This window comes from Chitinophaga arvensicola, assembly GCF_900110835.1.
Taxonomy (GTDB): domain Bacteria; phylum Bacteroidota; class Bacteroidia; order Chitinophagales; family Chitinophagaceae; genus Chitinophaga; species Chitinophaga arvensicola.
This window is the reverse complement of sequence record NZ_FOJG01000002.1, coordinates 1059116-1078558: the sequence shown is the minus strand read 5'-3', so window position 1 is coordinate 1078558 and position 19443 is coordinate 1059116. Positions and strand designations below refer to the sequence as shown.

At 39.4% G+C, this 19443-nt stretch carries 15 protein-coding genes; 12 read left to right on the top strand and 3 right to left on the bottom strand.

The genetic code is table 11. The annotated features are described in order from the left end of the window. Positions 1-132 precede the first annotated feature (132 nt). Positions 133-576, top strand: coding sequence for a hypothetical protein (locus BMW79_RS21730; protein WP_089898049.1), 444 nt, complete (start codon positions 133-135; stop codon positions 574-576). 684 nt (positions 577-1260) lie between these two features. On the opposite strand, the gene BMW79_RS21720 is transcribed toward BMW79_RS21730, so the two are convergent. Together BMW79_RS21720 and BMW79_RS33945 are read right to left on the bottom strand one after the other, a co-directional pair. Then, entirely contained in the window at positions 1261-1491 is a 231-nt protein-coding gene (locus BMW79_RS21720; RefSeq protein ID WP_089898045.1) for a hypothetical protein, read from the bottom strand. A gap of 130 nt (positions 1492-1621) precedes the next feature. Further along, positions 1622-1768: a hypothetical protein gene (locus BMW79_RS33945; protein WP_177192280.1), complete on the bottom strand. Its 147-nt coding sequence runs from the start codon at positions 1766-1768 to the stop codon at positions 1622-1624. A gap of 501 nt (positions 1769-2269) precedes the next feature. On the opposite strand from BMW79_RS33945, the gene BMW79_RS21715 reads away from it, so the two are divergent. From BMW79_RS21715 to BMW79_RS33940, 3 genes are all read left to right on the top strand, one after another. After that, positions 2270-4714, top strand: coding sequence for an N-6 DNA methylase (locus tag BMW79_RS21715; RefSeq protein WP_089898044.1), 2445 nt, complete (start codon positions 2270-2272; stop codon positions 4712-4714). Continuing rightward, complete coding sequence (locus BMW79_RS21710; RefSeq protein WP_089898042.1) at positions 4715-5899, top strand: S1 domain-containing protein; 1185 nt, start codon at positions 4715-4717, stop codon at positions 5897-5899. 433 nt (positions 5900-6332) lie between these two features. Then, positions 6333-6581 carry a hypothetical protein gene (locus BMW79_RS33940; protein WP_177192279.1) on the top strand — a complete coding sequence of 83 codons (249 nt, stop codon included), beginning with the start codon at positions 6333-6335 and terminating at the stop codon, positions 6579-6581. Between the two features lie 97 nt (positions 6582-6678). Here BMW79_RS33940 and BMW79_RS33935 read toward each other — a convergent pair whose 3' ends face one another. Further along, a complete protein-coding gene (locus BMW79_RS33935; RefSeq protein ID WP_177192278.1) occupies positions 6679-7062 on the bottom strand; it encodes a hypothetical protein in 384 nt (127 codons plus the stop codon). 395 nt (positions 7063-7457) lie between these two features. Between BMW79_RS33935 and BMW79_RS21695 the strand changes: the two genes are divergently transcribed. The 8 genes from BMW79_RS21695 to BMW79_RS21660 all read left to right on the top strand — a co-directional run bounded on the left by BMW79_RS21695 (position 7458) and on the right by BMW79_RS21660 (position 19443). Beyond that, entirely contained in the window at positions 7458-8669 is a 1212-nt protein-coding gene (locus BMW79_RS21695; RefSeq protein WP_089898039.1) for an AAA family ATPase, read from the top strand. Between the two features lie 2 nt (positions 8670-8671). Next, positions 8672-9715 (top strand): DUF4435 domain-containing protein, encoded by a 1044-nt coding sequence (locus tag BMW79_RS21690; RefSeq protein WP_089898037.1) that lies wholly within the window; start codon positions 8672-8674, stop codon positions 9713-9715. Then, entirely contained in the window at positions 9715-11589 is a 1875-nt protein-coding gene (locus BMW79_RS21685; protein ID WP_089898035.1) for a DUF262 domain-containing protein, read from the top strand. The genes BMW79_RS21690 and BMW79_RS21685 overlap by 1 nt, the downstream gene beginning before the upstream one ends. A 724-nt stretch (positions 11590-12313) precedes the next feature. Continuing rightward, entirely contained in the window at positions 12314-12754 is a 441-nt protein-coding gene (locus BMW79_RS21680; RefSeq protein WP_089898033.1) for a hypothetical protein, read from the top strand. Between the two features lie 428 nt (positions 12755-13182). After that, on the top strand, positions 13183-13830 hold the full coding sequence (locus tag BMW79_RS21675) for a hypothetical protein (protein ID WP_089898031.1): 648 nt from the start codon (positions 13183-13185) through the stop codon (positions 13828-13830). Between the two features lie 411 nt (positions 13831-14241). Beyond that, positions 14242-14823 carry an RNA polymerase sigma factor gene (locus tag BMW79_RS21670; protein ID WP_089898029.1) on the top strand — a complete coding sequence of 194 codons (582 nt, stop codon included), beginning with the start codon at positions 14242-14244 and terminating at the stop codon, positions 14821-14823. An 80-nt stretch (positions 14824-14903) separates the two neighbouring features. Next, positions 14904-15875: a FecR family protein gene (locus tag BMW79_RS21665; protein WP_089898027.1), complete on the top strand. Its 972-nt coding sequence runs from the start codon at positions 14904-14906 to the stop codon at positions 15873-15875. Positions 15876-15960: 85 nt separating this feature from the next. Next, positions 15961-19443: a carboxypeptidase-like regulatory domain-containing protein gene (locus BMW79_RS21660; protein WP_218150404.1), complete on the top strand. Its 3483-nt coding sequence runs from the start codon at positions 15961-15963 to the stop codon at positions 19441-19443.

Genomic DNA, 19443 nt, shown 5'->3' with positions numbered 1-19443 from the left:
CGAAGGAAGCTAGTCGCTTATTACTGGTATAGACATGTGATTTATCACTTCCTATCATTATTCGCCATTGCTCTACTCATTATTTTACCATTTAGTTCTTATTTCAATTTACTTTACTTATCTGTACTGTGCATGATAGGGGCCGTAAGTTTTGGGATTGTCTACTTTTTTATCTATTTACCTTCCTTTTCATCAGCCTTCCTTCCGCAGTTAGAAATGTTGATTGCAAACCACAAAAGGGAGCAAGTTGAAATACCTCAGACAAAGAGTGCTAAGACCCAATCGAAAATTCCAGCCCTTACCGTCACTCTTTATGCTTTATTCAAGACAGCCGGTGTCGAAAGGATTGCTAGTGATGCTTTGTCCGCTCAGATGATAAACAGATTAACTGGTGTGGATACTGACAGCATTAAAGAAAATCTTCGTAGGGTTATACACCCCAAAACTCTCAGCCCAAAAGAACGGGCAGAAATAGTAAAGGGTATAGCCGTTGCAAAGGTTTACTTTGAGAAATTGGGCTACCCACCAGCTATTAAGCTGCTGGATGGGTTGGAAATGAAGTTGAAAGGGGCATGAAGCCCCTTTTTTGCGTTAATACCTAGTCTTAAGTATACTTAGTTTTTTTCAACTTGCCCACAGGCGTACGTTTGTCGCCTATGAAAGAAAATGTGCAAATTGAAAGAGCTGTAACCCCCATGTTGTTTCCCTTTGAGCCTGATCAGTACTGGCAACGGATTAGACTCATTATCCGGGAAGAAGTTACAAATGTAGAAAGAAGCAAGCCCGCTCAACCAATCTATGAAACTCCGGGAATGACCTACAAGCCCCTTTTTAAGCTTGCAGAAGTCTGCAAGCTATTCCAGAATGCCCTAATTTCAAATAATCCGGTATTATCCTTAATGGCGAGAGTAGTATGATAAGGAAGATTAACAGGTATGCCAAAACGATTTTCCAACGAGTTATTTTTTTAAATATATCTACAAAGCTTTCGTACATCACTTTGTTGTTATGGATTTTATAGAAATGAATAGGATATTTCGAATATAATAAATCAAATTTATTCTAGATTATTAATAACAAATTACTTTAAAATGGGAGATTAATAAATTAAAAACGGAAAATAATTTTGGATAGAGGATAAACTATGCGTGCAGAGGTTTTAGAAGCAGCCATAAATGTCGAAGATGAATTAACTGAGGCAGTTTGGGTTTATTTATGTGGACCCTAATAATACTTATAAGTTATACATTTTTATAAATACTACTGGGTGATACTGAGATAGGAGGCTAGATCAGTATCCATGATCTGGTTCTCCGGCTTTGAATATTCTTTAAAAAGCAAATTGTAACGTTCTTCTGCGCTATAATTGATCCACATGCCCCGTTCCTCTGCAAACTCATAGTAGTATTGCCTTAGCTTTCTACCCACTCTGTTGAATTCAGGATAGGCATCGTAAATATCTTCTAGTTTTTCCCAGGAGATAGCAGGCATATGGTGGACTCTTTGGCAATCAGTTTATCTGAACTCTGGTTAAAGAAGCTTTTAACCGAAATGATCATATCATGTTCAGCAAAGAACTATTTCGCCTTCTCCATAATGTCTTTTATATATTTTCTGGTAATCAGCCCTTTAATACAAAAATAGCAGTACCGGCACGGTCCAGTATGATGTCATTCTGTTTAAATGAAAATACTTCGCAGTTATTGATGGCAGCGTGTGTTAAAGAATCAGAAGGGAAAGAGATATGTACTTTTAAGTCAATGAACATGATCTCAAAATAATGTTGTACTTCAGGGGCATGGCGTTAGCCATATACATAACTTTAGTACCGCGATTGTTTTTTTTCATAACGATGCCGTTTGGGGAATGATTGGTGTATGAAAGATTTTTTCGTATCGGCAGCGTTTAAACTTACTGTGATCCCCAATTTAAGCGTAGCGACGAAATCGTCAAATCGCTATCTAAGCAAAGTAGAAATTTGAAAATGGTAAACTAATAATGTAATATTGTTAATATGTGGTCATTTAGGTACCGGCATGAGTTTTTGAGAATAGAAGAAATGAATTGTATGGTTCGATTTTGAGAGGGTTGGATTTGGTCTGTCTCCTGAGTTCAGGGAATTAAAGCATAGATATGGGAAAAGTATGATAGTTGAGATAGACTAAAATGTTGGTAGAGGCCTTTGGTGTTTGATGAAATAGGCTGATATGGACATCTGCGGTGTAATAGTATAATTGAAAATGTCAATGGAATTTGAATTGCTAGAATCATGAACGAACAAAGATTTGAAAATGTTGATTCGGTTAATGGAGTCATAAATAAGGTATGGTCACTTCTTGATATTTTAAGAGGTGAGCTTCCTACTGATGATTATTATTTTGTTCTCTTTTTATTGTCTGTTTACAAAGACGGACTCCTTGAGGATATCCTTCTTTCATCACCAGATGAAATCAAGCGTTTAATTGAATCGAGGCTGCGCGAAAAAAGCATTGTGCAACCGACTGACTATTTAGATATCTTTAAAACTTTTGGGAACTCGCTAGAAAGTATAAGTAATTCAAAACTGGTTACTGTTCTTCAGTGGATGAAGGATATTGATTTGCAATTGCTAAAAAAGCATTTCACGGAAGTGTTTGATAGTACTTTATACCGAATTGCTCAGTCACGAGGTAGACTTGGTAATAGCCTTATGCAGCCATATCAGCTGACTCGCTTTATTTTAAAATTGGCCAATCTTAAGGAAGACGCTAATGTTTTTAACCCATTCGCGGGAGTTGCGTCATATGCGGTTTTTCTAGGTGAAAGCCAAACTTATCTGGGGCAAGAAATTAATCATCAGACTTGGGCGTTAGGTATGCTTCGTCTTATGGCATATGAAAAATTTGATAAAACTGCCTATGTTAATGAAAATTCTATTCCAAATTGGCCGCAGCAGGAAAAATTCGATTTAATAGTTGCTAGCCCACCTTTCAATGTGAGAATGTCAGATATGCATGCTAAGGCAGGAGGCTTGTATAAAAGTATCGAGCAATTTATTCTTGACAAAGGGGTTGATTTATTAACTCAACAAGGTAAACTGATATTAATACTTTCACATGGTTTTTTATTCAGAGGTGGTTCAGAGCAAAGACTAAGAGAACGGTTGGTTGAGAATGATTTGATAGAATCTGTTATTTCATTGCCAGGGGGATTGTTATTTGATACAGGAATACCATTGGTCGTGCTTGTGCTTAATAGGGCTAAAGATAAACCTGGTCAAATACAATTCGTTGACGCAAGGAGCTGTGTTGAGTCAGTAGGCTTAAGGGAAAAAAAGTTAAATGATGTTGGATTGATCTCTATGATGAGAAGCGATGATGCATCTGATTTTGTAAAGTTTGTAGCGGTTAAGCAGATACGAGACTTTGGTTATAATTTAAACGTAGCAAGATATTTTCAAAACGAGATTGAAGGGGTTAAGCTTGGTGAGATATTAGAGTATGTGCACGCTTCTCGAAATAATAGTATACAAAATGGTAAACTTGTAAGAATTAGAGATCTAAAAGATAACAGGCTTGACTTTTTTTTAGATGAGAAGTCGATCGAAACTTCTAAATTGAAACCACATAATTTTCGTATTGTAGACGAATCGGCTTTGCTTCTTGCTGTTAGATGGAAAACATTAAAGCCTACATTATTCGAATATCAATATGAATCCATTTTATTGTCATCTGATATACTTGCATTTACGGTAAATAAAACATTAGTCAATTCGCAATATCTCGTTAATGAACTTCGTTCAGATTATGTTCAAGCACAATTAGAGTCCTACCGACTTGGAGATGTTATACCCTATATTAGGCGAGATGATTTGCTAAAGATAAAGGTTAAACTTCCTTCTATTAAAGAGCAGATTGCGAAAGTACAAGGCCTAGACGAGTTGTCTAATAAAATAAGATCACTATTAGAGGAAAGAAATGCCTTAGCACATGGAAACTCAACTTCAAGGTTTAATGAGTTTGCCTCTTTGAGACATACACTGGGAAGACCCAGGCAGAATATAATGGATTGGACAGATAATCTACTACATTTTTTAAACAGTAAAAAATCAGACGTCACTCATTTAAACAAAGAATTTGAAGAATTTTATGATATCGACATGATTTCAGCACTTATCGAAATCAAACGAGATATAAATTTCATGTCTGAGATTTTAGGGAAAGGTGAGAATGGACTTATTATGAGCGATTATCCATTGCAGCTAGTGCCATTGTCTGACATTAATTCGCTAATAAATAGTATTACTCATAATGGCTTTAAATTTAAATTAAGGAAAATATTGATAGAGAGTGAGAAACTCAAAGAGCGGGGAATTGAGTGTAATCTGATACTTTTAAAATCATTAGTTGATAATGTTTTAACAAATGCAGACAAGCATGGGTTTCCTAAGATAGATAATGCTAATGAAGTAGTAATTGAGCTTTTTGAAACAGAAGATCAATTACTTCTTGAGATTAAAAATAATGGTATTCCTTTTCTGAAAAATTTCGGCAAGGAGAAATTTATAAGCAAATATTCCACTGCTAATCCCGAGTCGGGAAGTGGTATCGGTGGATATGATATAAATCGTATAGCCCAATATTTTAGTGACGAAAATTGGGAATTGGTTCTTGAAGAAGACCCAATTTATCCAGTAAAGTTCAAATTTCAGTTTCCAATAAAATTTTTGAATTAAATGGAAGAACTTGTTTATAATGTCCTCTGGATTGATGATGAACATGAAGCATTGTCAGGTACAAAAGGCAGAGCGAAACGTAATAATATTAACTTAGTTTCCTTTAAGTCATTGGATGGTGGTATGAGTGAACTTGAGCGCAATTTTCCATTTTATGATGGAGTGCTTTTAGATGCCAAATTTTTTATAAATGAAGATGATGCAGCAGGTACAGAGGATACATCCGCGTCTTTTCGGGCAAAAGAACGAATTCTTCAACTGCCAAAGAAATTTGAAATATTTGTGTTAACGGGACAGGCAGAGGCATATGGAGACAAAACTTTCAAAAAAGTCTTTATTAACGTATATGACAAGGGGAACGATGATGATATGATTCGTCTTTTTCATGACATGAAAACAGCTGCGGATGGCCAGCTAGATACACAGATAAGGCATTCTTACAAAAGAGTTTTTGATGTTTGTACTGAGCGTTATCTCGGCGAAGTCACGGGTCAGGACTTATTGAGTCTTTTGAAAGTTACTGAGGAATTGAACTTAGGAAACTCATTCAATAGTGTTAGAAAGGTTATGGAAGATCTTTTCGTGGCGTTTCACAAATATAATTTGTTGCCCACCGAGTTTGTTAGTCCGTCCATAGCCATGAATGAATGCAGTAGGTTTTTAGCTGGAAAGTCAGATAAGGACAAATATTTCATCGAGAAGGGGTATGAGCATTCTGAAGAAACACATCTCCCTCGACAGATTGCATATTGTATTCGAGTTATATTGCATGTGACTCAGTCCGGTTCTCATCGATCTGATGTCGATATGCACGTCAAGCTTGTGAAAACGCCCTATCTCTTTAGGAGTATTCTTTTTCAATTGATGGATGTTCTTGTTTGGTTTAAAATGTATGTTGACGCAAGTCCTCAGGCTAATAACTGGAGGTTAATGGATAGGGAAAAGACGAATATCGCTGAAACAGTAACAGATTTAATACCGGGAAAAGTAATTAATTTTAATAGCGACAAAGGTTTTGCATTCTTTAAACCAGATTTTGGGGATAACAATACTTACATTCCCCCGCATCTAGTGTCTCATAATAGTCTTGTAAACGGCAGTACAATACTAGTTGAGATTGAGGAGTATGATGATGATAGAAATGGTGGAGCCAAAACACGGGTAAAAAGAATTGAGGTTAGGTGACATTTACGAAATTGTTGACAAACCAATGATAAAATAGTGTCAAGTCGCCATCGGGGTGCCTGCAAATTTATCTCTCACGGCAATTTGGAGAGTGTTAATAATTCCATTGAAGAGGTTACTCACTTGAAATTTGTATAGCGTACTTGTTATGACGCTGACATTAAATCCTATTAGGCATTCCTGCGGGGACACTCTTCATCTGTAGTCTTGCTATGAGCAGACAAACATCTGTATCAGCGCGATTTGGAGATTGGCTGATCGAAGCAAAGATAGGAGCGGTTAAAAGGTCTCACTGCAGCCTCAGTCGGCAAAAAGGTCGCCAGGCTTCCGCTTGCCCCTTCCGCTGCGCTTCAGGGTCTGCGCTCCATGTCTTGTGCTAGAATAGGTTTACACCCAAAGTGTGAACCTATTCTAGCACAAGACACTTTCGGACGTGCAGGAATTGTTTACCTCCTGCGGCTACCCGGAAACAGAAGCCGGCAAATTCTTTCATCACTATCAGGCCAACGGCTGGCGGCAGGGTGGCAAAACGCTGATCACCGACTGGCAGGCCGCCGCGCACAAATGGATTCTCAACATTCACCCACCCAAACCCGATCATCATGACAAACATACCAGACCATCAACCGGGGCAGGAAGGCTCCACTCCAATGAACACAAAAGCTACTCAGAGCCCCTATGATTACTACCAGCTTTTCCAGTAGCTGGAAGAACATGGAAAGAATATCTATGGTCCCCGGTTCTGGCTTGATGATGTGGACCGGCCGGTGGCGGTCAAACTACTGGCCTACTTCCTGCAGGACGAAGCAATAGCCGCTGCTGAGGGGATCGACCTCCATAAAGGGATACTTCTTACCGGTAAGATTGGATGCGGTAAAACCTCTCTTATGACGCTCAAGAGGGCCCTGGCGCCGGAGTCGTACCGGCCGCATATGGTTTCCTGCCGGCAGATCAGCTTTGAGTTCAGTAAAATCGGGTACGATGTTATCAACCGGTATAGTACCAATGCTTTTTTTCCGTATACCAACGTGCCGCAGGTACATTGCTTTGATGACCTGGTTGTGGAGCAGACGGTGAATTATTGGGGGAATAACTGTAATGTGATGGGGGAGATACTGCTGTCGCGGTATGACCTGTTTATATCCAATAAGATGATTACTCATGTTACCACAAACCTTAATAGCCAGGAGCTGGAGGAAGTGTATGGGAATAGGTTGAGGAGTAGAATGAGGGCGATGTTTAACTTGATTGCTTTTAATACCTTAACTAATGATAAAAGGGCTAGGTCATTCTCCTCTCAAGCGATTCTTTTAGTTATTAACGCATATGAGAAAAACTGTATGTGACTGCCCTTTTCGGAAAACGATGTTAACTAATGCGAAGTCAATGCAGTTTGCTGATTTTTAGTTTATTATGCATATAATATCTGGGTGTACTTTTTGTTAAGAGATAGAAAAATATTATTTTTACCCCTAATGTGAGCCCAGATAGGATAAGTTGCGCTAATGCAATAAATTGAGATGGTCAGTTTGGGAAATATTGAGTAATAAATTGTTCTATGGTTTTATCTGAATTTTATATCGAAGGATTGTACGGGAAGTATAATTTGTCAATGCGGGTCGTGGAGAATAAACTGGTTCTAGTTGCCAAGAATGGCGCTAGCAAAACCACGCTGCTAAGAATAATCTTTTACTTCTTGACCAAACAATGGGATAATCTGTGTTCATTTGATTTCATTAGAATTTCTGCAACGATTAATAGTAGATCCTATCACTTCAATCGAAACGACTACCGTATTGCTAAATCTCCACAGGATCGGATAGTTGAGTTAAGTCAGAGTTATTCGATTTACAAGGACTTCATTCTTACAGAGTTGTCAAAGTGGGATCTTAATCAAATCCGAGAAAACTCGCACAATATTGAGCTAACTGCGGAACGATATGATATGCCCCCTGGCCTGCTTGCGAAATTCATAGATACACTGATAACTGAACGTAATTCGAATCAACTTTTTGATTGGGAGCAGTATATTCTATATTTACCAACCTATCGGAGAATTGAAGAAGATTTTGTTACTATATTTTCTGATTTCAGTGTTTTGCTGGGAAATTACATAAAGGAATTTAATGATATCGATTCATTAAATTCAAACGATAATCTAGTAAATGATAGCGGTGAAGTACGTGATAGTGAAATGTCATATGAAACATCTGCAAATACAAAAAGTAATATTGTACCAGATGATCAACTATTTCGTGTTTTGTGGGATAGCCGAGATCGAGAAAAATGGCTTAGAAAGAAGGATTCCATGTACTTAGAATTGGTTGAGTTTGGAATGGATGATATTTCTTTTAAGATTACCGAAATATTGAAATTAGGAGGAAACAGTTCAGAGCATGAAGGAAAACTGGAAAAATATTTAAATGTATGTAACAAATATCTTAATCCAGAGAAATCCATTGCTTATGATAATAACAAGTTACATGTAATACTGAATGAGAATCCGACAAGCACGATAGATTTAGGGAAATTATCATCTGGAGAAAAGCAGATCGTTGCTTTGTTCTTTCATTTATATTTAGAAGACACCAAGCCATTTCTGATTATAGATGAACCAGAAATATCATTGTCATTGAGATGGCAGGAAGAAATTTTAAAAGATATACTTGAGGCTGATGTGGTTGGATTAATTGTAGCAACTCATTCTCCTTTTATTATTGGGCAAAGGTTTAAATCATTTGCACGAGGTGTTAACGAATTTTTAGTTTAGACATGGATTACATTGCTGAAATGTTTCAATTGCAAGAAAAGTATACTGTTTCGGCCAGTCTATTGAATCTTAGCAACGAATACCATCCCCATAAGAAGACCCTACATCTATTTGTCGAGGATGATGACGACTATGACTTCTATCGTTCCTTTGCTGTTAGAATTTATAATGGCTATGAAATTCAGAAGTATTCTCAGAAGGGGAAACAGAATTTAGTTGATGCTTTTAATCAGATTGAATGGGCAAGGTATAATCCAGGGCGCGTATTATTTTTCTATGATAAAGACTATGATGATTTATTAGGGAATGCGCAGCCAATAGCAAGTAATCTATTTAAAACTTCACATTATTCTCTCGAGAACTACTTTGTTATTGACGAGGTTTACAGAATAATTTTATCTAAATTTTTTTATGATGTTCCTCCACAAATGATTGATGATGTGATCAGGGACATCAAACCTTTATATGATTTGTTTGTCGGTAAATTAAAAATTATTACTAGTTGGATTCTTATCTACCGGAAAAAAGGACAAGATTGCGATCTTGACGAAATTAAATTTGAAGACTTGTTTTACAGAAACAAGTCGAACCTTTCCTGTATAAAAATGTTGACGACTGGACAATATACGAAGCTTATGAATGATCCAAATGTTCCACCCCAAGATAGAAAGAGGTACCGGATTAAGAGTTTGAGGTCAATTTTAGAGGAGAGCACAAAGGCTGATCCAAGTTTTTTTGCCTTTAAAGAATTTGTTTCAAACTTCAGGCAGATAAATGGTATTAGTGAGAAAAAGCAATATTTAAGAGGAAAGTATGAGTTTTGGTTTATATTCAGGGTCTTTTTTCCATACTTTAAGGAAAAATCAGATGAATTTAATAGGAAGGCACATGCTCATAATTCGATATTAACAAATGTGATCAAGATTCCGGGGATAGTTCAGAAGACACTCATTAAGGAGGATAATATTTTCGGAATTGTTCCTCAGTGGATGAAGATACCTGCGGATATTGATCTTTTTTTAAGAAACAATCATGCTCAAGCATAATGAAAGCGATAAAAGAAATATTTCAAAATGCTGTTTATAGAATTCCCGATTATCAAAGAGGGTATTCTTGGGAAACAGTCCATTTGGAGGATTTTTGGCAAGACCTTAGAAACCTTCAGAAAGACCATATTCACTATACAGGCATGATAAGTGTAGAATTAGTTGAGGATAACGAGTATCGCAGCTGGAGTAATGACTTATGGCTAATCGAAGTAAAAAGAGATAGTCCATTTTTTATAGTCGATGGACAACAGCGGTTGACGACTATTGTGATTCTTTTGTCGGTGTTAGTCCATCATATGGAAGATGGTGAATTACTATCGTTCGATAGCAAAAGTGGCATTATTGAAAAATACCTTTATATAAAGAATCCAAAGACTAATTCGAAGAGTTATCTTTTTGGATATCACAAAGACAATCCGAGTTATGACTATCTAAAAATTGAAATATTTGAGCAGTTCGATGAAGGTGATATACATAATCTTGAAAAGACGTCCTATACGAATAATTTACTAAATGCCAAAAAATTCTTTCATGAGAAGATTCATTTAATGACTCATGAAGAGAGAGAGAACCTCTATACAAAAGTTACTCAGAATCTCGTATTTGATTTTAAACCTCTTGAGAAGCAACTAGATATTTTTATTGTCTTTGAGACTATGAATAATAGGGGTAAACCACTCTCTAACCTTGAAAAGTTAAAGAATAGGCTAATTTATCTATGCTCTTTATTAAACGTCGATAATTGCGAAAAGAGAGAGCTTAGAGATAGTATTAATGATAGGTGGAAGGTCGTTTATAGGTATCTTGGTCTCACTGCTGACAGGCGGATGGATGATGATACATTTCTTCAGACGCATTGGGTCATGTATTCACGGTATGATCGGAGAGAACCGGAGTTCTACGCAAAAGATATTTTTGACAGAGTGTTCACTCCGCATAATGTGGTTGACGAAAAAGTTGATATTGGCCAATTGCGTGGTTACATTGATAGTATTGCAGATGCTGTTAAATGTTGCTTTGTTATGTATAATCCTCATCACAAGGAATGTAAAGAACTTGGTTGGTCATATGAAGTGCTTGAATGGTTAAAAAAATTAAATCGACTTGGATTTAAATCTTTTGGTCCTCTAGTCTTAGCATCCCTGATGAAGGAGCGCGACAATAAAGTTCTAGTCGACTTTTTATCATCTGTCGAAGCATATATCTTTTTACTCTACAATGTATCCTTCAGGCGGTCGAATACAGGATCTTACCATTTCAGTGCTAGAGCTAGCGACTTGTACAATGGAAGACTTAAAACGACTGATTTGATTGCAGATCTTCATCTTTGGACTTATGGTAATAATGACGTAAAAGGTTATTTCGCTATTGAGAATTTTTTCGCTTTTCTCAATGATAATTTTAAAGATCCTAATCGAAATGGATATGCTGAATGGAAACACTTGAGGTATTTTTTGTTTGAGTTTGAGTTGGGGGCAGGAGGTGACCTTATTTATGATAGCAAGTGGTCGGAGCTTAATGCAATTGACTTTGTCTTGCCTAAGAATCCTGTTTTGAGTTGCTGGAAATCTCATGATTGGGCCTCAAAGAGCTTACAGCATTATCCGGCATGTAGTTTGGGTAATTTTATTCTAGTTCCCAAAGGAAAGGTTTTTAAAGAAGAGGCGTGCTTTGAAGAGAAAAGAGAGGTATTGAAAAATATTGCAGTTAATGTAGATAACGTAGTGAATGAAAGAACATGGGATTTTAATTTAATTGAGATAAGAGGAAAAGCCTTGCTAGACTTTATGGAAAAGAGATGGAATATCCAAATAGGAAGTGACGATTACAAGAGAAGGCTGCTCTTTCTTGACCAATTCCCTTCATTTTGAATATTTCAAGGGTAGCTATAAATTTTTTCCTGATTAACGAGAGATATAACTTTCTTGTAATTCGGAGAATCTGTTGTATAAATTTTGCATGTAGATTTGGAGCTTAATATTTACATTTCTTTGATAAAATCGATATCGCCCATCCAATGGAGAGGTCGTGAGCGTGTTGTCACAGTGTAAAGTTTCAATTTGGAGGTCGAGATTCTTTAATTACGTCATGATGATTGAATATATTGTCGCCAATATTGTGGGAAAATATCATTGTGGTAATAAAGAACTGGTAACCATTTTAGAAACGGGTAGTCTTCTGCATCCGTACGAAATGTTACCTGAAAGGGAGGTCTGTGTGCTTCGGAGTAGTTGCTTCTGATGGAAGTAAGCACATTCGAATTATTAAATTCACTGTACGTAGTTCCGGATTTACTGAAACGATAACCGGACCTAGTGCCTTACAGCAGTGGGAGACACAGGATAACACATATAATTTCATGCTAACTTTTTATAGCCAGTACCTTTATCATACTAAGGGGAGCGCTAATAATGTAAGTTCTACTCAACTACATTTAATAGAATCAAATTACAATAACGGTAAATTGAATCGACAAATTAATTTTAGGAACCTTTATTCACGGGGAACATCTTTTTTTACGTTTCCAGGGACGCCAATTCCTGTTCCCACATTTTATAAGTCAGGAAGAAAACTATTATATCCACCCGAATAGCTATGAATAGAATACCCACATCTATAAAAAGTGCAGTTGTTTTAATAGCGTTTTCGTTCCTGTACACAGGATGTAACACCTATTGCTTTGGAACTAAGATATCTGTCGAAATAGGTATTTTATTCCCCGGAGATTCAGTGAGTATTTACGCCGATAACACTTTAATCGCAACTAAATCTGTTAAGGAAATAGTATCTGTCGCAATTCGGGATAAGAGAAACAAAGTGGCGGAAATTTGTGCCACAAAAGATTCGATCTTAATTAATATTTTTTATAGTTCAATGGATACTTCACAACATATTCCTTCTAGGGATACTTCCTTTTATATTCATCCGAAAGAAATAAGAGGATTTTCAATAGCAGTGGACAAGATTCATGAAATAGCCGTATTCTTTGATAAAGTAAATGGTGGCTATGGAATATATGAGCCAAACAGCAGGTAGCTTATTTTAGTTTGATAGAAGCTTTTAACGTAGGCAATTGCCAAAGAAGCACCTTATCGTTTAGTTTTTACTAATTGGGAGTATTCTAATGCTTCCCGAGATTTTGGTAACGACAAGAATTTAACAAATAGAAGAATAATATTCTAAGAAGATGATTATAGTACGAATTGGTTATATTCCAGTCGGTGGGTTTGGATTTTGACAAAGGCATTAATTAAATACTTCGGTTTGTGTACATAGAGATCACGGAATAGAAAATACTTCAAGTTTCAATAGCTTGGAGGATTATTGTTTTAAGCCAGTTTGGCTGTGAATTTTTTGAATAAAAAATTACATTGATGTATTAACCGTGTTGAATTATTGGAGAGGAGGTTAAGAATTTCAAGTTTGAGAATTTCCGTGTTCCTCTTCTTTAATTTATTTTGATTTTGAATTCTATCATATTGGAAAATAAGAGCTCACAATTCCTAAATAATGAAACTGAAGAGGGGATTTTGTTTTTTACAGAAATGCTGGATAAACTTCATCAGCTTGTAGATAGTGATCCCGCTTTCTCAGATGCTAAGGAAAAATTATCGCAAGGATATACCTTGCAATACGAAATAAACCTCCTATACCAGGTTAGCGCGCTTGCAACTATATCGATACTTGATATGATGACAATATGTAGAGGCTTTAACAACGCTTTAAATATTGATTGGTTAAGAATATTCTATGCTAAACAAGGATATCTTACTATACACGAGACAATTACGCACTACGATAAGGAATATAACAAAGCGTTAAATGAACTAATTACCATACATCATCCACTTTTAATTAGCGACTTTAGGGCTTTTACTGATAAGCTAAAGAGGTTTAAAGTTAGTTATAATGCAAGGCTAATTTCGGTGAGGAATAAAATAGCGGGGCATATTCATGTCAATTTCAATGACTATTATTCTACGGTGACGGATTTAAAAAAGGAAGATCCGATTGCAATTATTTCGACCTTTCTTGAGATATTGATTCAACTTCAACAGTTCACAACTAAAATATTGCCGGAATCGATAGATAAGTACAAGACGCAGATTTAACGTCTAATTCTTATCAAGCCCAGGAGACGAATAAATCAAACAAAAATTCAAGGGTATGCTGTTTTTTGTTATTAATGAAAGTGTAGATTTACCTATTACTTAGGCCTGAGGGCATAAGGTTGGCTATAATAAATTGATTTTAAAAATTTTGTGAATCTCTATAGTATTCAATTTTCTTTCAAAGTACGATATGGTCGAATAAACTTTCCTTGATGGTAATTTACAATGCCATATTAGTCCTCAGATTTTAGTTCCGGTGGGGCTCCTGAATACTCACCAGAGGCAGTACATTAAATACCCCGTTTTTACGGCGAATGTTAAGTTTCCAATAAGTTATCCATTCGCTCCTATTTTGACCGTATAAAAAGGCAATGAACTTTATCTTTATACAGCTTATTACCGTTGCGTCATATGGAGAATGTATTAGATGATCATCAACTACTGGACCGGATAAAAGAAGGAGATGCCGAAGCATTCCGGATTTTATTCGAAAGACACTGGGAAGGTCTTTACGCATTTGCATGGAAGCGTTTGAAATCGAGGCAGGATGCCGAGGACGTTGTACAGCATGTTTTTATGAAAATATGGGAACATCGCAGTGCTAGAAATATTCAGTTGTCTATACAGGCCTATTTATACAGGTCCGTTTATTATGAGGTGATAGCTGCATTAAAGAATATCGCCGGGGGAAGTGAGGAAATATCTTCGGTTACGGAGTATACTTTGCCGGTGTTTAGCAGCGTGTTGGAAAAATTGTCGCTGGCAGACCTGAATGAATTGATCAATAAAGAAGTGAGCAACCTCCCTGAACGGATGCAGCAGATATATAAACTGAGCCGGGAGGAAGACTATTCCGTTAAAGCCATCGCTGAAGAACTCAATCTTTCAGAGCAAACCGTGAAGAATCAGCTCACGATGGCCCTTTCCCGCTTGAGGAAACCGGTTTTTGAATCTGTATTGTTGTTGTTGATAAAAGACTTAATGTTCCCTTAACATAGAACACCGGTACTTTATTCGAATAAAAGGCGCTTATAATAAAGCGCCTTTTATTTTTTAATGTATTGTAGTAAAGAATGAATAAAGATCAGTTGTCCGCCCTGTTCGGCAGATTCCTCCGGGAGGAGGCATCGCCACACGAAAAGAAGATGGTAGAAGCCTATATGTTGTTGTCTGAATCTGAAGAGGCGGAATTTTCCGACCGTGAGAAACAGGAAACAAAAGAACGTATCTGGAGTGTGCTTAATCCCTACTCCGGGGAACGCCGCAGTAACAACGTATGGTATGCCAATAGATCCTGGTGGCTCAGAACGGCTGCAGTGTGGGTGATGCTGGTAGGTATAACAGCAGCGGGTTTCCTGTTTCGCTACGATATAATGGACCGGTTGTTTCCGATAGCATGGAACCAGGATATAACAGGACCATACGAGATAAAACGGGTGGTGTTACCCGACGGCACGGTCGTGAATCTTGCTCCCAACTCCACGATCAGCTATCCGGCCCGTTATCGCGGGCATGCACGAAAGGCCAGGCTGTCCGGGATTGCCTTTTTCAGCGTTGTCAGTAATGAGAAGCAACCTTTCACCGTGGCCAGTGGTAACCTGGATATCAGGGTACTGGGTACTTCCTTTGAAGTGCGGAATGTACCACTGCTACATGATGTTGGCGTAACGGTAGCTACCGGTAAAGTGCAGGTGCGCTGTGGCGACCGGATGCAGGCGGTGTTGACTGCTAACCAGGAAGTGCGTTACAATGATACCGTCGGGCAGTTTAGCGTGATGGAAAAAGTAGACGCCGCTGCTGAAACAGCATGGACCCGGAATGTACTGGTGTTCCGGGAAACGGGGCTGGAAGAGGTGTTGAAAGCCCTGGAAGACCGCTATGGTATGAAGATCAGCATCCATCCCAATGCCATTAAAAAAGGAGCCACTTTCAGTGGTGCATTTAAAAGTCATGAATCAGGAAAAGAGATACTGGATGTAGTGTGTTTTTCGTCTGGTTTGAAATATACTATCACGCGGGATAATATCGCGGTCATTACAAAATAAACAGGCTTACGGTTATTGATATAAAAATATTGCATGCCAATGCAGTAAACGGTAGCGGCATGCCTGAAACTAAAGAAAAATAATAATGCGAAAACTTTTAACAGGGTTATTTTATCACCAGCAATGCTACAGGATATTACTGTTTTGCCTTTTATCCTTATCCTTTACAACAGGAGCATCTGCCCGGCAGTCTTCCGATCCAAAACTGACTATCCGCTTCGAAAAAGAAGACCTGCTCAGTTGTCTGAAAAAACTGGAAACCGCCAGCGGCATGCCCTTCTATTATCAACCGAGTGAGTTAAGGGAAGTCAGGGCCACTTTTACTGGCGTGTTTACGAATCAGCCTGTATCTGTGATACTGGAAAAAATGCTTCGCTCAAACGGCTTCGTATGGCGGATGATGGATGGAAAAATTGTAATACGCAAAACGGCCCCCGACGATGTGCAGCAGCCTGCCGGGCAACAATGGAAAGTATCCGGTAAAGTATTGGATCTCCATAAAACACCTTTGCCCGGTGTTACGATCCGGGTAAAAGGCAGGCAGACCGGCGTTATCAGTGATGGCGACGGATTGTTTGCTATCACGGTGCCACAGGGAGCCACATTGCAGTTCACCATTGTGGGCTACAAAATGGAAGAGGTAACAGTCAATTCTCCGAATGGCAGCTTAATAGTAGTACTAAAAGGAACGTCTTCTACTTTAAATGAAGTAACAGTAGAAGCCCGCCGTAACAGCAACACCGAAATGTCTGTATTGGATGAACGCCGCCGCGCAGCTATTGTACAGGATGCTATTTCTGCACAGCAGATCGAACGTACAGCCAGCATCACCACTACGCAGGCATTGCAAAGGGTAGCCGGGGTAACAGTAACCGACGATAAGTATGTGGCGGTGCGTGGTCTTGGCGACAGAAGCGTGATCGGCCAGCTGAACGGGGTACGCCTGGCTTCTTCTGATCCGGACAAAAGCGCTATCCCCCTGGATCTTGTACCGGCTTCCCTGCTGGACAATATCACCATCTACAAAACAGTAACGCCCGATAAACCGGCCGATGCCGCTGCCGGCATCGTGGAACTGAAAACAAAATCTGTCCCGGACAGCCTTACGCTTGAAGTAGTGGCGCAAACAGGTTTTAATTCCAATGTGGGTATGGGAGGAAGTTTCAATAGCTTCTGGAACAGTGAAATGGGCTTCCTGGGCACACGAATCAACCGCAAAAATCTTTCCCCGGAATTTAAAGCCCTGGCGCAACAATACCCGGATGGATCAGACGGTATACAACGGATGGTGGCGAATAGTCATTACAGTGTTGACGGCTGGCGTGAGGTAGACCGGGTGAACAAAATCATGCAGGGGTTCGATCCTGTGATGAGCACCCGGTACCGTAAAGCGCCGCTGAACCAATTATACTCAGCTACCTACGGGAACCGGTTTACGGTGTTTAAGAAACATCATCTCGGGTTGATCCTGGGAGGGAATTATTACCGCCGGATAACAGATATTCAAGGCGGAGACCTGACCCAGTATAGTATTTACCAGGGAATTGTAACAGGAAATCCGGATGTATACAGCTTTCGCAATATCCCTAATTACATCACCCCGAATAGCCTGTATATGGGCAAGTATCAGACCTACAAGGAAAATACCGGAACAGAAACGCTTAACTATGGCGTGTTGGCCGGACTGACTTACCGCTTTTCCCCGCGTCATGAAATCAGTATGCAGTATGTGGGTAGCTGGGGTGGCGAAAATACGGCCACGCAGCTCCAGGGAAAGTATGAATATACCGGTTTGCCGGGTGAGGTAAACAGTACTATTTATTCACTGAAACAATCATTCCGCAACCTCAATACTTTTAATCTGCAGGGGGAGCATAAATTTCTTCCCGGCGCTTATTCTCCGCGACTAAGCTACAATCTTGCCTCTTCCCGGTCTGCACAGAATAATCCGGATTTTCGGTTTATCAGTCTCGCTGATTATATGCCGAGAGGCGGCGGCTGGTACAGACGCCCCGCTTTAACCGGTGGGAATGGTGAACGGTTTGCTTATTCGGAACATCTGTACGCCCTTACTTCTGGCTATGTAAATGGATTTGGTTCCTACGGTACTATTCAGGCGGAGCCGAATGGCCGCCGCTGGCGGAAACTGGATGAAGTGAATTATAACTATAAAACAGACCTGGCGCTTCCCTTCAAAATGTTTGGTCAGCGGCAGGAGTTCAAGACAGGTGTCAATTACCTTTTCCGTGACCGCACCTTTACTGAAAACCTGCTGATGTTGCCTGGCTCCAATTTCAACCGGGATAAAGCCATTCCACTGTACGATGTGGAAGGTAATCCGGATCGCCTGGTGGGTAATGAGATCGTAGGGGTAAAGCTATCTACAGGGCAACAGGGAGACGGGATGGCGCCTGTAAGCGGCTTTATGTACAACAGCCGGAAGTCGCCCAACAACTACAGCGGCTATTATGAAACAAATGCATTTTACGGGATGATGGATCTCCAGCTGACCAGCCAACTGCGGATTGCAGGAGGCGTGCGTTTTGAAATGACAGATATTGGTTCGGCAGTGGATACTGCAAATGTATTTCTTGACCCCGCACTGACCGTTCCCGGGCCTGGAGGGGCGCAGATCCCATTAGTGCCCGTAGAACCGAATGCGGCCTATAAAACGACCTATAAACCCTATTATTCGGCAAACATTACCTATACCCTCAACAGGAATATGAACTTCCGTGCCGCCTTCAATACTACACTGGCCAGGCCGGAGCTGCGTGAGATCACCAATGTATTTGAGTTTGATGCATTCCAGATGGGACTGGTAGTTGGTAATCCCGGGTTGATCAACCAGTATACAGAGAACCTGGACTTCCGTTGGGAATGGTTTCCCAACAGGGGAGAGGTGATCGCTGTTTCTGCTTTTGGAAAACGTATCCAGCACCAGCTGGTGAAAGTGTTCGACCTGAAAACAGAAGGCCTGGCCGCTACCTATCCGGAGTTTCCCACTATCCAGTTTCAGAATGATCCTAATACCGGCCGGGTATGGGGCATAGAGCTGGAGCTGGTGAAAGATCTGGGGCGATGGTGGAGCCCGTTGAGCAACTTCTTTCTCGGCTCCAATTTGCTGCTGGCGCAAAGTGATATCAAAAAATCTCCGGAACGTTATAAAGCCAACAGCTCGCTGGACAGAAATACACCCAGAAACAGTCCGCTGTTTGAACAGGCCCCTTATTCCATTAATGGATGGCTGAACTACAACAACAAAAAACTGGGAACAGACCTTACCGCTACCTTCAATATGGTGGGCGAGCGGTTGATACAGATCAACCTCACCGGTGAACCGGATCTGTATACACAACCGGTGCCCGTACTTGATTTTATTTTAAGCCAGCAATTAAGCAAGCGGATCTTCTTAAAGGGCTACGCCAAAAATGTCCTGAATCCTGCTATCAAAACGGTGTATGCCAATCCCGGCACCGGTGGTAAGTGGTATGGCAATGAATACATCAACCGCAGTTATAAGCGCGGTGCTGAAATGATGCTTGGGTTTACCTATAAAATATATTAA

Coding starts and splice junctions, on each gene's coding strand:
- BMW79_RS21715 (WP_089898044.1), top strand. CDS start 2,270: ATGAACGAACAAAGATTTGAAAATGTTGATTCGGTTAATGGAGTCATA.
- BMW79_RS21685 (WP_089898035.1), top strand. CDS start 9,715: ATGAAAGCGATAAAAGAAATATTTCAAAATGCTGTTTATAGAATTCCC.
- BMW79_RS21670 (WP_089898029.1), top strand. CDS start 14,242: ATGGAGAATGTATTAGATGATCATCAACTACTGGACCGGATAAAAGAA.
- BMW79_RS21710 (WP_089898042.1), top strand. CDS start 4,715: ATGGAAGAACTTGTTTATAATGTCCTCTGGATTGATGATGAACATGAA.
- BMW79_RS21680 (WP_089898033.1), top strand. CDS start 12,314: ATGAATAGAATACCCACATCTATAAAAAGTGCAGTTGTTTTAATAGCG.
- BMW79_RS21730 (WP_089898049.1), top strand. CDS start 133: ATGATAGGGGCCGTAAGTTTTGGGATTGTCTACTTTTTTATCTATTTA.
- BMW79_RS21665 (WP_089898027.1), top strand. CDS start 14,904: ATGAATAAAGATCAGTTGTCCGCCCTGTTCGGCAGATTCCTCCGGGAG.
- BMW79_RS21695 (WP_089898039.1), top strand. CDS start 7,458: ATGGTTTTATCTGAATTTTATATCGAAGGATTGTACGGGAAGTATAAT.
- BMW79_RS33945 (WP_177192280.1), bottom strand. CDS start 1,768: ATGTTCATTGACTTAAAAGTACATATCTCTTTCCCTTCTGATTCTTTA.
- BMW79_RS33935 (WP_177192278.1), bottom strand. CDS start 7,062: ATGAGTAATCATCTTATTGGATATAAACAGGTCATACCGCGACAGCAG.
- BMW79_RS21690 (WP_089898037.1), top strand. CDS start 8,672: ATGGATTACATTGCTGAAATGTTTCAATTGCAAGAAAAGTATACTGTT.
- BMW79_RS21720 (WP_089898045.1), bottom strand. CDS start 1,491: ATGCCTGCTATCTCCTGGGAAAAACTAGAAGATATTTACGATGCCTAT.
- BMW79_RS21660 (WP_218150404.1), top strand. CDS start 15,961: ATGCGAAAACTTTTAACAGGGTTATTTTATCACCAGCAATGCTACAGG.